This is a genomic window from Algibacter sp. R77976, from assembly GCF_044594645.1.
GTDB lineage: Bacteria > Bacteroidota > Bacteroidia > Flavobacteriales > Flavobacteriaceae > Algibacter_B.
On record NZ_CP138989.1, the window covers coordinates 2,815,093 to 2,828,679 of the forward strand.

Below are 13,587 nucleotides of genomic sequence, written 5' to 3' on the forward strand. Positions count from 1 at the left end.
GCGAAATAAGACATATGTAATAATTGAGTCAAAAAAAATTGTTCAATCACTTAAAAAACCGACTAAAGGTTAATAAAAAACTTACTAAGTAAATAATTCCTTTAATAATCATTTTTTATAATGTAACTATTTCGTTTAATGGTGTTTATCTTTTATTTCATTGATTTATTTTATTGATTTATTTTATTTCAATTTTTTACAGTAAATTTAAGAAGCAAATAAATTGAATTTTATCGAGGAAAGCAACTTTTTACCGATAAAATTTACCTTTAATCGAATAATTTGAAAAAATTAACCTTAATAAGACACGCAAAATCATCTTGGGAACACGATGTAATAGATCATCAAAGGCCGCTTAAAAAAAGAGGTTTTAATGATGCTCACATCGTTTCAAAGTGCTTAAAATCAATAAACAAGCAATTTGAATTAATTGTTTCTAGTGATGCAAAACGCACAAAAACTACAGCGCAAATATTTATGGCTAACTTAAATATTGAAGAAGGTTCATTAACTTTTAACCATGATTTATATGATTTTTCGGGCGAAAAACTTATTGAGGTTATTAAAAACTGCGATGATTCTATAAATAATCTAATGATTTTTGGGCATAATTATGCTTTAACAAGCTTTGTAAATACTTTTGGTTCAGAATATATTGAAAACGTACCCACAAGCGGCGTAGTAATTATTCAATTTAATATTGAAAACTGGAAAGCGTTAAAAAAAGGAGAAACTTTAAAAACTATTTTCCCAAGAGATTTGAAGAATCAACTTTAAATTTTCTTTTGTTAACAAAACAATAAATCTTTAAAATATTTTATAGCTTATAGACTAAAATCAGATATTTTAGTCTAAATGCAATATATTTGTTATTCAATTTTAATAATACACCATAGTTAATGACGAAAGCTGAAAACGCGAAGAATAACAGTTATATAAATAGAGAAATAAGCTGGTTACAGTTTAATGCTAGAGTGTTACAAGAGGCAGCAGATCAAACTGTACCTTTAATTGAAAGATTACGTTTTTTAGGTATTTTTTCAAATAACTTAGATGAATTTTTTAAAGTTAGATACGCAACAGTAAAACGAATTGTAGAAGCTGGTAAAGGTGGTAAAAGTGAACTTGGTGGTATTAAAGCTAAAGAGCTATTAGAAATTATTACGCAAATTGTAATTAAACAACAAAGTGAAAGCTTAGCTATACTATCTACTATTGGTGAAAAATTAGAGGACGAGAATATTTATATAATTGACGAAACTAAAATTGATTCAAACCAAAGTGAGTTTATCAAACAATATTTCTTTAAAACGGTTAGTCCAGCTTTAGTAACCATAATACTTAACGAATCTGTTGTATTACCAAATTTAAAAGATAGCGCAGCTTATTTAGCAGTAAGAATGCTAATGTCTGGAGATACTAAACAGTTTGCTTTAATTGAAATTCCAAAATCTGTAAATCGATTTGTAGAACTACCTAAACAAGGAGATAAGAACTACATTATTATGGTTGATGATGTATTACGTTACTGTCTAGGTGATATTTTTAATATTTTCGATTATAAATCGATTTCTGCTCATATGATAAAAATTACTAGAGATGGTGAGTTAGATTTTGAAAGTGATTTAAGCAAGAGTTTTATTGAAAAAATATCTGATAGTGTAAAATCACGTCAATTAGGAGAACCAGTAAGATTTGTTTACGATAAAACCATACACAAAGAAACATTACGCTATTTAATGTCTAAAATGGGTATTGATGGTACAGATAGTATTATTCCTGGAGGACGTTATCATAATAGAAGAGATTATATGGGGTTTCCAAGTTTAGGAAGAACAGACCTATTGTATGATAAAATTGAAGCTTTGCCTATTAAAGGGTTGAGCATGCAGGATAGTATATTTCACGCTATTTCAGAAAAAGACTATTTATTACACGCCCCTTATCAAACGTTTTCTTATGTTGTTAAGTTTTTAAGAGAAGCAGCTCTAGATCCAAAGGTAAAAACAATAAAAATTACAATTTATAGACTTGCTGAAATTTCTCATGTTGCGAGTTCATTAATAAATGCAGCCATCAATGGTAAATCTGTTACAGTTTCAATAGAGCTTCGGGCCAGATTTGATGAGCAAGCAAATATTAATTACGCACAACAAATGAAAGATGAAGGTGTTAATTTAATATTTGGAGTTACAGGACTTAAAGTTCACAGTAAAATGTGCGTTGTAGAGCGGGAAGAAGGTAAGAAACTAAAGCGATTTGGTTTTATAAGTACAGGAAACTTTAATGAATCTACAGCAAATATATATACAGATTATACACTTTTTACTTCTAATAAAAAGATTTTAAAAGATGTAAATCAAGTTTTTAACTTTTTTGAAACAAATTATAGAATATACAGGTACAAACATTTAATTGTTTCGCCACATTATACAAAAAGTAGCGTTTTTAGATTAATAGATACAGAAATTGAAAATGTAAATCAAGGTAGAGAAGGACTTATTAGATTAAAAATGAATAGTATTTCAAGCTATCCAATGATAGATAAGTTATACGAAGCCAGTAGAGCAGGTGTTAAAATACAAATGATAGTGAGAGGAATTTGTTGTTTAATACCCGGAGTAAAGGGAATGAGTGAAAACATTGAAGTTATAAGTGTTGTAGATAAGTTTTTAGAGCATTCTAGAATTTATATTTTTGGAAATAATGGTGATTCTAAAATATATATATCTTCAGCAGATTGGATGACACGAAATATTGAAAATAGAGTAGAGGTAAGCTGCCCTATTTATGATGAAGACATAAAAAAGGAAATTATAGACACATTTAATATCAGTTGGAGCGACAATGTAAAAGCAAGATTATTAAATGATTCACAAGAAAATCAATATCTAGTTAATAATGAGGACAAAGTTAGGTCTCAATTTGCTGTTTATGATTATTATATAAAAAAATTAGAAAATTAATATGCTTTCAATAAAGAAATATGCGGCCATAGATATAGGTTCAAATGCAGTAAGATTATTAATTTCAAATATTATTGAGCAAAAAGGAAAACCTGTACAATTTAAAAAAAACTCTCTTGTTCGTGTGCCTATCCGTCTTGGAGCAGATGTTTTTATAAAAGAAAAAATTTCTAAAGAAAACACGCAACGTATTTTAGATACCATGTTGGCTTTTAAATTACTTATGAAATCTCATAAAGTGGTTAAGTATAAAGCCTGTGCTACATCTGCTATGCGAGAGTCTAAAAATGGTAAAAAAGTTGTAGATTTAGTATTAGAACATGCAGGTATAAGTATAGATATTATCGAAGGCGAAGAAGAAGCTGCAATTATTGCTGCTACAGATTTAAATAAATACATAGATCCTAATAAAACGTATTTATATGTTGATGTTGGTGGTGGAAGTACAGAATTTACAGTTATACATCAAGGCAAGCAAGCAGCATCAAGGTCTTTTAAAATAGGAACTGTAAGACTTCTTAACGATATGGTTAAGAAAGAAACATGGCAAGAATTACAAGAATGGATTAAAATTAACGCCAAAGGTTACGATAAAATTGATGTTATTGGTTCTGGTGGAAATATCAATAAAATATTTAAAGTATCCGGTAAAGCAATGGGTAAGCCACTATCATATTTTTACATGACTTCTTATTATAACATGCTTCAAACCTATTCTTACGAAGAACGTATTACAGAACTATCATTAAACCAAGATAGAGCAGATGTTATTATACCTGCAATGCGAATTTACCTTTCTGCAATGAAATGGAGTGGAGCTAAAAATATCTATGTGCCAAAAATAGGACTTGCAGATGGTATCATTAAAAGCGTCTATTATGATACGGTTTCTAGCAATACACAGTAAAATTTTGCACTTTAGCTTGTATAATTGTTGTATTTTAAATTTATAATATATATTCGTACCTGCATAATTACTATTAATAATAACCCAAATCTATTAATATTGAAATAAGCCTTTATACTTATATTGCCCTCAACTTCAATATATTGGCAAATTACATCTGAATAGATTTAAATAATTAAAAACAAACAGATGAAAAAATTACTACTCTTAACAGTATTATTTGGTTTTTCATTTCAAGGATTTTCTCAAGATAATAAAGAAATTAAATCTTCAGAAATAGCTCAAGATACTGCCAAAGTTCAGGAAAAATGGTCTGCTTCTAGTGGAGTTAAATATGGCATAAGAGGTGGTTACACCATTTCGCATTTAGATTTTGAAAACGAGCCATTATCTGGAAATAAACATAGAAACAGTATGTATATTGGTTTCTTAGCTAATATTGGTGTTTCTAGATCTTTTTCTATAGTTCCAGAAATTCAATTTTCTGCCGAGGGTGCGAACGAAGAAACTTTGCATTTAGATTACATACAAATGCCAGTTTTGTTTAGATTTAGGTTTAGTGAAAAATTTCATGCTGGTATTGGTCCGCAAATTGGACTGAAGGTTCATAAGTTTGAAGATGGTATGAAAAACCTAGGTTATTCTGCCGTTATAGGTGCCGATTATAAAATTAACTATGCCATATTTGTAGATGTTAGATACAATTATGGTATTAGAAATGTTTTTGACGATCACTTAGGTATTGTTGCAAAAAACAGAAATATTCAATTAGGAGTTGGTTATAAATTTTAACCGTGTATAGCTTCGCTAGTTCCTAAGTTAGACATTATTTTAGCTTCATATTCAAGAAGTTGCTGCCATTTGGTGTCAACTTCTTTTTTTTCGCCATATTGTCTAGCAAAACCTAAAAACATGGTGTAATGATTGGCTTCACTTACCATCAAGTTTTTGTAAAAGACTGCAAGTTCTTTGTCTTCCAGTTCTTCAGAAAGTAGTCTAAAACGTTCGCAACTTCTAGCTTCAATTAAAGCAGCATACAACAAACGATGCACAAGTTGTGTGGTTCTGCTACCACCTTTTGGAAAAAACTTAAGGAGTTCAATAACATAATCATCACGTCTATCACGTCCTAAAGTCCAACCTCGTTTTATGATAATATCGTGTACCATTTTAAAATGACTAATTTCTTCTTTTACCAAAGCCGTCATTTCTTGAACCAAATCGGTGTATTCTGGAAAACTAACAATTAGTGAAATAGCCGTACTGGTTGCTTTTTGCTCACAGAATGCATGATCAGTTAAAATTTCTTCAATATTTTTTTCTACAATATTTACCCAGCGTGGGTCTGTTGGTAATTTAAGTCCTAGCATAATTTTTTCAGAATTAGCAATTCATTTTCCTTTCATTAATTTTAATAACGCCATGTTTATCAATCATAACAACAAAATCTTTAAAGTTTTCTGTATCTACTATTTTGAAAGATGTATTAAGGCAAAGCACGTTTTCATTCGAAGCATTCGGGTCAACCCAAACATATTGCATAATCGCACTTTTCCAGAATGAAGCATCTTCAAATTCGAGAAATGTCATTTTAGAAATAGTAGTTTCTGCAATGGGTGAGTTGTCTTTATAAACTGAAATTTTAGCTTCAAAATTTTTATAATTCTTAATATTGGTAGTATCATTTTCATTTTCAACTACTCCGTAAAATGATTCTTTTTCAATGGAGTGATAATTAATTTTCACAGTAAAACCATTGCTCAAAATAGTATCAGTATAAATAACAACTGGCTTATTTGGTATAAATTCAACCTTTTTACTGTAAGCGCTTAACTGGTTATTTTCTTGAAGAACTTCGGTATTACTTTTATGTTTTCTATCTTGACCATCACAATTAGAAAACAGTATTGCAATAGCAAAAACAAAAGACAACAACTTGCTGGTATTTAGTAAATTATACATCTAAATCGAAAGTTTTTCTTAAAAGGTCAATATTTGGGTTTTTCTCTTTTAATTTATCAAATTTATCTTGAGGTGTGTAAGCATATTTCTTTTCTAAAACTTCGTTTACAGATATTGATAATGAAATATCGTAATTACTAAGCGACTTTCTTATAAACCCTAAAAGATTATATTGCTGGCGTTCAAGTTCTACTTTATTCGTAGCATTTGGAAATTCTAAATGCGCAATATTACCTTTTACTTTAGGCACATCAATAGATAGAATAGAGGCCAAATTATGTTGACCATCGCTTGTTAGTTTATCAATGTATTGATTCCAGACCTTTACAAATTCATCTTCAGTAAAAGGTTCTTTTGGTAAATCTTCCTCATCAACAACAACATCCATTTGTTTAATAAGATGTTCTTTTTTAGCCCTAATACTTTTCAAGGATAACCCAGAAGATCGTTTAGAATCTTGTTTTAAAACAATTTTTGGTGGTTCGTTAACTTGAAATTTTTCAACAACTTTTTCAGTTTGCTTATTTTCTGTTTTCGCTTCCGCGGACGTGTTAACGTTTTCAGCTTTAACAGGTTTTGTAACCGGAATAGGAGTAATACCCTTTTTCCTGAAGTAAGATGCCGGAATTATGTAATGTTTGCTATTTTTTTTTTCTCCATCATGAGTGATAGAGGCAAGTTGCATAAGGCATAATTCAACAAGTAAGCGTTGATTTTTACTTGTTTTATATTTCAGATCGCAGTCGTTAGCAAGATTTATACCTTGCATCAGGAATTCTTGAGAGGCTTGTTGCGATTGCTTTAAGTATTTTTCTTTAGTTTGTTCACCAACTTCTAGTAATGCTATAGTTTCTGGTGTTTTGCTAACCAGTAAATCTCTAAAATGTGAGGCTAGACCTGCAATAAAATGATGCCCATCAAAACCTTTTGAAAGGGTGTTATTAAATTGAAGTAATAATTCGGGTATTTTATTTTCTAAAATCAAGTCTGTACTCGTAAAATACGTTTCGTAATCAAGTACATTTAAATTCTCGGTAACAGCTTGTCTGGTTAAATTTTTACCTGAAAAACTAACAACACGATCAAATATAGAAAGTGCATCACGCATGGCACCATCTGCTTTTTGAGCAATAATATGCAACGCGTCATCTTCAGCAGTTACACCTTGTTCTTCCGCAATATATTTTAAATATCCCTTAGCATCTTTTACCGTAATACGTTTAAAATCAAAAATTTGACAACGCGATAATATGGTAGGAATTATTTTATGCTTTTCTGTAGTTGCTAAAATAAAAATACAATGCTTCGGTGGCTCTTCTAAGGTTTTAAGAAACGCATTAAAAGCCGCTTGAGATAGCATGTGTACCTCGTCAATAATATAAACTTTGTATTTACCAACTTGTGGTGGAATTCTAACTTGGTCTGTTAAGCTTCTAATATCATCAACCGAATTGTTTGAAGCTGCATCGAGTTCAAAAATATTGAATGCAAAATCTTCATCGCCAGTTTCTGTACCATCACTATTAATCATTTTAGCCAAAATACGAGCGCAGGTTGTTTTGCCAACACCACGAGGCCCCGTAAACAATAAGGCTTGGGCTAAATGATTGTTTTCAATAGCATTCAACAATGTATTTGTAATAGCTTGCTGCCCAACAACGTCTTTAAACGTTTGGGGTCTGTATTTTCTAGCCGATACTACAAAGTGTTCCAATTTTACTGAATTTACCTGTGTTAAACTTGTTTCAATATTCAGCATCTCATGATGCCTATTGAATAATAACAAAGTTAAAAATTCAGTTTAGAATTAAGAATTTAGATGCTAAAATTTAATACGAGTTATTAACAAAATAATATTACAATAAATGCCATATATTATTGGGCTTTGTAAAAATATTATAACTTCGTAACGATATAAATTAATTATTACAAAAACCCAATCAATTGCCCATATTATGAGATATAAAACACCAAAAAGCACATATTTAATAGTTCTTGCCATGTCCATTATTTTGGTGAGTTGTAATACTAAAAAATCTGATAAAATTATATAGTTGATGTTTACCAAACATCACAAGCTGGAGATAACCTTAAATTAATATTAAACGACAAATCTGAAGCGCCTGTTGAAGAAGGAAATAAGATTACTTTACGTCTATTACCAAATCAAGCCTATCAAAAATATTATGGTTTTGGTGCTTCGTTTACTGAGTCTTCTGCTTGGAACTTAGCAGCTATTCCAGTTGAGTTGCGTAAAGCTGTGTTAACAAAACTATTTAGTCCAACAGAGGGAGCTGGTTTTTCGCTAACAAGAACGCACATTAATAGTAGCGATTATTCAAACAACCACTATACTTATGTTGAAGAAGGTGATGAAGACCTTTCTACTTTTAGTATTAATCAAGATCTTAGAGGATTTACTGGCGATGAAAACGATCAAGTACGCGGTGTAGAATTGGTAGAAGCGAGTTATGATCTTATCCCGATGATTAAAGAAGCATTAAATATTCCTGGTGCTAATTTTAATATTATAGCATCACCTTGGAGTCCACCTTCTTGGATGAAAACAGGTGAAACTTCTACAATGACTAATGGTAGCTTACAGCCTAAATATTATGGGATTTGGGCAGAATACCTATCAAAATATATTAGTGCTTATAAAGAACAAGGTATTAACTTATGGGGAATGACGCCACAAAACGAACCTTTACATTATCACGATGCCCGTTGGGATAGTAATGGCTTTACTGCAGAGCAGGGCCGTGATTTTTTAAGAGATCATCTTGGGCCACAACTTGTAAAAGATGGCCATCTTAACCTTAATGATTTAGAAGCCGGATTACGCGTATTAATTTACGATCATAATAAATCGACTATGAATGATTATGTAGCTGCTACATACAACGACCCAGAAGCTTCTAAATATGCTTGGGGAACGGCTTTCCATTGGTATGCAAACTCAGAACTTGATGAAAATAATTGGTACGCCAAAGAGTTGAGTAAATTACAAAAGGCTTGGCCAAACAAAGGGATCATTCATTCTGAATCGAGTATAGATATTGATGATAAAGACCCAATTGGGCAATATTGGAGATTAAGTACAGATTACGCTGGTACATTTATACCTTTTGATACTTACGCATATGATATTATTACAGATTTAAATCACGGAACTCAGGGTTATGTAGAATGGTGCGTCATTGTAAGTACAAAAGAACAACCAAACCCATATGATAATTTTAATAGTGCACCGGTGTTAATCAATCCTGTTACAGACGAAGTTATTTATACACCACTTTATTACTTACTTAGCCATTTTAGTAAGTTTATACGTCCTGTTGCGTACCGAATTGGGTTAGAAGGCAACCAAATAGATGGGATTGCTTATACAGCCGCTAAAAACCCTGATGGATCTATGGCTATTGTTGTTTTTAATAGAAATGAAAAACCATCTAATGTCTCGATGAAACTTGAAGATCAAATTTATAACATGCAAATTGCTCCTAGAGCTATGCAAACCATTTGTTTACGAAGTAAATAATAACAAATTAAAAGATACTTGGTAAAAGGTAATGGCTATATCGGATGCTGAAAATTCAGTTTTGAATTAATAATTTAGAAGCTACAATTTAATTGGAGTTTTAATAAGGATATGGATTTTATTGTAGGTTTTTACTTGGCTTTGTCAGAAAAATTCGCGAACTTCGTTTAACATTAGATATAAAACATTAAAACGATTTCATATTAAGTCGTTACCACCACTTAAACCAACTGAGACGGAAAAATATTGACATACTGATTTTTTGCTTCATCAGTTAAATATGGATAAATACTTTGGCTAATAAGTGTTGAATATTCCTGTATAGAGTCTTTCGATAAAACATCAGATTGAATTAAAATAGAAGAAAACCAAAAATTACTGATTACCTCTATCCTCTTGAATAAACAACGATATTCATTTTTGAGTAATTCTTCGCGAAATAATCCATTTTTAATAAGAACATCAATGACTTTCAAAGTATCTATCTCTCTTCGTTTTGAAAGTTCTGAATAATGACTTTTTATCTTCTGATTTCTTCTTGTAATAGCAACAAAGTCCAATAAGAAAAAATTGTATTCGTAGAGTATTTTATAAATTTCTATCGAGATATTTAAAAATGATTTCAATAAATCATCGGTTGATATAATAACAACATTATCGATTTTCCCAACTAACTGAAAATAAAGTGCTTCAATTATATCCTCTCTCTTTTTAAAATGGTATTGTAAATTACCAACACTAATTCCAACTTCATCCGCAATATTTCTTAAAGATACATTTGAGATTCCAGTAGTATTAAAAAGCTTTAAAGATTTTATTAAAATCTTATGTTTTGTTTCGTTCATTATAACAAATATATAATTTTTAGTACACCTGTACTATAATAATATATTTTTAGTACATTTGTACTAAAGTAAAAAACATTTATGATAATCGATATTATTGGAGCAGGAATTGGAGGGTTAACTACTGCAATTGCACTTGAACAAAAAGGAATTAAAACAAGAATATTTGAACAAGCGGAACAGATAAAACCAGTCGGAGCAGGAATTATTTTAGCCAACAATGCTATGCAAGTTTATGAAAAGTTAGGCCTACGAAAAGAAATTGAGGAAAATGGAAATCCAATATCATCAATGAATATTACCAAGCCAAACCTAAAATCTCTTTCAAAAATTGACTTGACCTATTTTGAGCAAAAACATAAAACCAAAAACATCGCAATTCATAGAGGAACATTACAACAGATATTAATTGATAAATTAAAATCTACGGAAATTAATCTCAACCATAAACTTGCTTCAATTGTAGAAAAAACAAATGGTTATAATTTGAAATTTGAAAACGGAGAACAAATTCAATCCTCGACAATTTTGGGAGCTGATGGACTTAACTCTATTGTTCGACAAAATATATTCCCAAAAAATAGCATAAGAAATGCAAATCAAATATGCTGGAGAGGAATTACGGAATGTGAATTACCAATAAAATTTAGAAATGAATTGAACGAGGCTTGGGGAAAAGCTGAACGTTTTGGTTTTGTTCAGATTGAAAAAGGTAAAGTTTATTGGTATGCTTTAAAATCGTTCAAAAAAAATAAGAATGAATTTTCTATCAACGATTTAGAGCAATATTTTGGCGATTATAATTCAGTAATTAAAGACATCATAAAATCAACGAAAAAAGAACATATAAATATTGCCGAAATTTCAGACTTAAAACCAACAAACATTTGGTTTAAAGAAAATGTTTGTTTAATCGGTGATTCAGCTCACGCAACAACACCAAATATGGGACAAGGTGCTTGTCAGGCTATCGAAGATGCTTTTGTGCTTTCAGAATGTTTAAACAAATACGATATTACAAAAGCCTTTTCTGAGTATCAAAAATTAAGATTACCAAAAGCACATCAAGTAGTTAAAGCAAGTTGGCTTGTTGGGAAAATGGCACATCTTAAAAATCCAATATTAATTGTCTTACGAAATCAAATGTTAAGATTATTGCCTTCCTCAGTTAATAGAAAACAGAATGAACAAATTTTTAAATTGGCAGAAATATGATGACAACAATACTATCTATTTTTTTATTAACCATTTTTACTGGACTAGGTTTAATACATTTTTATTGGCTTTTTGGTGGAAAATGGGGATTGGAAAAGGTAATTCCAACAAAAGAGAATCAGACGAGTAGGCTTTTAATTCCTAAATTTGCAACTTTAATTGTCGCTCTGGTTTTACTTCTATTCGCGCTGATTTATCTTGTAAAATCTGGACTTATAAATGTTCAAATTCCTAATTTGGTAACTAAATACGGATATTGGATAATCCCTTCTATTTTTATCTTAAGAGCAATAGGAGATTTTAAATATGTTGGTTTTTTCAAAAAATTAAAGAATACCGAATTTGCAAAAACAGATTCTAAATGGTTTGCCCCTTTGTGTTTGACAATCGGAATATTTGGAATTCTGATACAACTTATGAATAAATAACTGGTGGTAACACCGTATAAAATTAATTAGGATTTTTATGGTTTAGCCCAAAGTTTTGGTTTCTTTATTATGTCGCTTTTACTTATTTGAGTATTTTTAGTCCGACAAAGAAAAAACACAAAATAAGTATAAGCTTGTGGCTCGGCTAACAATTTAATCATTGTCTACCTCCCACACTAATCTTATACAAGACCGTTAAACGAACCCCTCCAAAAGTAAAACCAACTTCCCATTTTAAAACCAAACCTAGCAAACATACCAGCGTTAAGGATTGAACGGTTTGTTTGAGCTCGCCGACGATAGGAGGAAGCGAGTAGTGAAAGCCTGACCCCATCCTGAGCGGAGACGAAGGGTAGGGTAACGCCCAAATATTTCATTTTATTTAGATTTTAGTATCTGTTTTATTGTAATTTTGCGTTAGTAAATCGCCTTATCGCTTTTGTGCTGAATTTATTTCAGTATCTGTTTCAACTTTATAGTTGATTTAATAAGATACTGAAACAAGTTTAGCACTAAGGAGGAAAGTCCGAACACCGTAGTGCAACATAGTGGCTAATAACCACCAGCCGAGAGGTTAGGAAAAGTGCAACAGAAAGTATGTACGGGTAATGCCGTAGTGAAACCAGGTAAACTCTATGTGGTGCAATGTCATGTAAACCATCGTTTGAGGGCGGCACGCTCGATTGTTGGAGGGTAGGCAGCTAAAGTGTTTTGGTAACAACACACGCAGATAAATGATAAGGGCTCATTTTATGAGTACAGGATTCGGCTTATAGATTTACTCAACCATAAATAAACCCTTCTTTATTAATTTAAAGAAGGGTTTGTGGTTAAAATAAGGGTCGGTTAATTGGTACTGGTAGATTACATTGTTTATTATTTTGGTGAATAGGATAAATCTGGACGCATTTCGCCACTAAATTCTTCCGTTTTACTTGTATAGTCCATCACTTTACTAAATACTGCCCAGCGCTCTTCGAAATTACCTAAAAGCTCTTGATTTGCTTTTGCTTTTGTAGCAGCGTCTACTTCGTCTTTAGCAGAAACAGATACCAAATAATAGTTTTTCATTTGCCCGAAGCCATTTTTGTATACACGGTAATATTCTTTTGAGCCTTTAGCTTTAAAGTGCTCTTTAACAGCCAACATACCTGCTCTCATTTTTTCTGCATTTTTTGGCGAATAATACATGTAAAACCATTTACGGTAGTTTTCGTTTTCTGGTGCTTCGGTTTTGCTTTCTGGCATATAGGATAGTGTGCTATCTCTTACTACAATATAGTCGCCATGCGAACTATAACATTGGTCGAAACGATCAAACATATCACCAAATTTATCGCCCATTGCTTTTGCCATATCTGCAAAAGGGCGCTCATCTAACTCTGCCATATTTTTAATGGGTGTGATGTAGAAATATTTAAAGTCGTTGGTCATTGCTGTATACCAAGTGCTCTGAACATTATGCGCAATACTAGCTGCGTGAAACTCTTTAGCTATTTTTTCGTATGCCATTACTTTAGATGGTTTTACATTGTCTTGATGAACAATAAACGCTTGTTGAGCTTGAGTTACAGTAAAATTGAAACATAAAAATAATACTAGTAATAGGGTTGTTTTAATTGTTTTCATAATTATTGTTATTTGGTTTGGTTACTAATTTTAAAGATTGATTATGCAAAGCATATTAATATCATTAAAGGTTTTTGGTTAGAAACTTAATGCG

The 13,587-nt window shown here is 31.1% G+C and carries 12 protein-coding genes and 1 other RNA gene; 8 read left to right on the plus strand and 5 right to left on the minus strand.

Annotation, left to right across the window (positions count from 1 at the left end):
* Positions 1–282: 282 nt before the first annotated feature.
* The 4 genes from SJY43_RS11935 (at position 283) to SJY43_RS11950 (ending at position 4,665) form a co-directional block, all read left to right on the plus strand.
* A complete protein-coding gene (locus SJY43_RS11935) occupies positions 283–777 on the plus strand; it encodes a SixA phosphatase family protein (RefSeq protein WP_396600973.1) in 495 nt (164 codons plus the stop codon).
* Positions 778–899: 122 nt separating this feature from the next.
* The gene (gene ppk1, locus SJY43_RS11940) at positions 900–2,966 is read left to right on the plus strand and encodes a polyphosphate kinase 1 (RefSeq protein WP_396600974.1); all 2,067 of its coding nucleotides are present in this window, start codon (positions 900–902) and stop codon (positions 2,964–2,966) included.
* 1 nt (position 2,967) lies between these two features.
* Positions 2,968–3,873 (plus strand): Ppx/GppA phosphatase family protein, encoded by a 906-nt coding sequence (locus SJY43_RS11945; RefSeq protein ID WP_396600975.1) that lies wholly within the window; start codon positions 2,968–2,970, stop codon positions 3,871–3,873.
* A gap of 189 nt (positions 3,874–4,062) precedes the next feature.
* Positions 4,063–4,665 carry a porin family protein gene (locus tag SJY43_RS11950; RefSeq protein WP_396600976.1) on the plus strand — a complete coding sequence of 201 codons (603 nt, stop codon included), beginning with the start codon at positions 4,063–4,065 and terminating at the stop codon, positions 4,663–4,665.
* Here SJY43_RS11950 and SJY43_RS11955 read toward each other — a convergent pair.
* Genes SJY43_RS11955 through dnaX form a run of 3 tightly spaced genes read right to left on the minus strand, consistent with a single transcriptional unit; the run spans position 4,662 to position 7,549 of the window.
* Positions 4,662–5,243, minus strand: coding sequence for a tRNA-(ms[2]io[6]A)-hydroxylase (locus SJY43_RS11955; RefSeq protein WP_396600977.1), 582 nt, complete (start codon positions 5,241–5,243; stop codon positions 4,662–4,664). The two genes, SJY43_RS11950 and SJY43_RS11955, sit on opposite strands and share 4 nt — an antisense overlap.
* A 13-nt stretch (positions 5,244–5,256) precedes the next feature.
* The gene (locus SJY43_RS11960; RefSeq protein ID WP_396600978.1) at positions 5,257–5,835 is read right to left on the minus strand and encodes a hypothetical protein; all 579 of its coding nucleotides are present in this window, start codon (positions 5,833–5,835) and stop codon (positions 5,257–5,259) included.
* A complete protein-coding gene (gene dnaX, locus SJY43_RS11965; RefSeq protein ID WP_396603407.1) occupies positions 5,828–7,549 on the minus strand; it encodes a DNA polymerase III subunit gamma/tau in 1,722 nt (573 codons plus the stop codon). The genes SJY43_RS11960 and dnaX overlap by 8 nt, the downstream gene beginning before the upstream one ends.
* Before the next feature lie 429 nt (positions 7,550–7,978).
* Between dnaX and SJY43_RS11970 the strand changes: the two genes are divergently transcribed.
* A complete protein-coding gene (locus SJY43_RS11970; protein WP_396603408.1) occupies positions 7,979–9,376 on the plus strand; it encodes a glycoside hydrolase family 30 beta sandwich domain-containing protein in 1,398 nt (465 codons plus the stop codon).
* A 221-nt stretch (positions 9,377–9,597) separates the two neighbouring features.
* On the opposite strand, the gene SJY43_RS11975 is transcribed toward SJY43_RS11970, so the two are convergent.
* Positions 9,598–10,221 (minus strand): TetR/AcrR family transcriptional regulator, encoded by a 624-nt coding sequence (locus SJY43_RS11975; RefSeq protein ID WP_396600979.1) that lies wholly within the window; start codon positions 10,219–10,221, stop codon positions 9,598–9,600.
* A gap of 81 nt (positions 10,222–10,302) precedes the next feature.
* Between SJY43_RS11975 and SJY43_RS11980 the strand changes: the two genes are divergently transcribed.
* The 3 genes from SJY43_RS11980 (at position 10,303) to rnpB (ending at position 12,653) form a co-directional block, all read left to right on the plus strand.
* Positions 10,303–11,436, plus strand: a complete 1,134-nt coding sequence (locus SJY43_RS11980; RefSeq protein WP_396600980.1) for an FAD-dependent monooxygenase — start codon at positions 10,303–10,305, stop codon at positions 11,434–11,436.
* Positions 11,433–11,864, plus strand: coding sequence for a DUF3995 domain-containing protein (locus tag SJY43_RS11985; RefSeq protein WP_396600981.1), 432 nt, complete (start codon positions 11,433–11,435; stop codon positions 11,862–11,864). Before SJY43_RS11980 ends, SJY43_RS11985 begins: the two co-directional genes overlap by 4 nt.
* Before the next feature lie 417 nt (positions 11,865–12,281).
* An RNA gene (rnpB, locus tag SJY43_RS11990) (RNase P RNA component class A) lies at positions 12,282–12,653 on the plus strand.
* An 87-nt stretch (positions 12,654–12,740) separates the two neighbouring features.
* On the opposite strand, the gene SJY43_RS11995 is transcribed toward rnpB, so the two are convergent.
* Positions 12,741–13,493, minus strand: a complete 753-nt coding sequence (locus SJY43_RS11995; RefSeq protein WP_396600982.1) for a hypothetical protein — start codon at positions 13,491–13,493, stop codon at positions 12,741–12,743.
* Between the last annotated feature and the right edge of the window lie 94 nt (positions 13,494–13,587).

Bases quoted from the DNA above. Each gene is read 5' to 3' on its own strand.
- SJY43_RS11985 (WP_396600981.1), top strand. From the start codon at position 11,433: ATGATGACAACAATACTATCTATTTTTTTATTAACCATTTTTACTGGA.
- SJY43_RS11950 (WP_396600976.1), top strand. From the start codon at position 4,063: ATGAAAAAATTACTACTCTTAACAGTATTATTTGGTTTTTCATTTCAA.
- SJY43_RS11975 (WP_396600979.1), bottom strand. From the start codon at position 10,221: ATGAACGAAACAAAACATAAGATTTTAATAAAATCTTTAAAGCTTTTT.
- SJY43_RS11955 (WP_396600977.1), bottom strand. From the start codon at position 5,243: ATGCTAGGACTTAAATTACCAACAGACCCACGCTGGGTAAATATTGTA.
- SJY43_RS11980 (WP_396600980.1), top strand. From the start codon at position 10,303: ATGATAATCGATATTATTGGAGCAGGAATTGGAGGGTTAACTACTGCA.
- ppk1 (WP_396600974.1), top strand. From the start codon at position 900: ATGACGAAAGCTGAAAACGCGAAGAATAACAGTTATATAAATAGAGAA.
- SJY43_RS11960 (WP_396600978.1), bottom strand. From the start codon at position 5,835: ATGTATAATTTACTAAATACCAGCAAGTTGTTGTCTTTTGTTTTTGCT.
- SJY43_RS11995 (WP_396600982.1), bottom strand. From the start codon at position 13,493: ATGAAAACAATTAAAACAACCCTATTACTAGTATTATTTTTATGTTTC.
- SJY43_RS11945 (WP_396600975.1), top strand. From the start codon at position 2,968: ATGCTTTCAATAAAGAAATATGCGGCCATAGATATAGGTTCAAATGCA.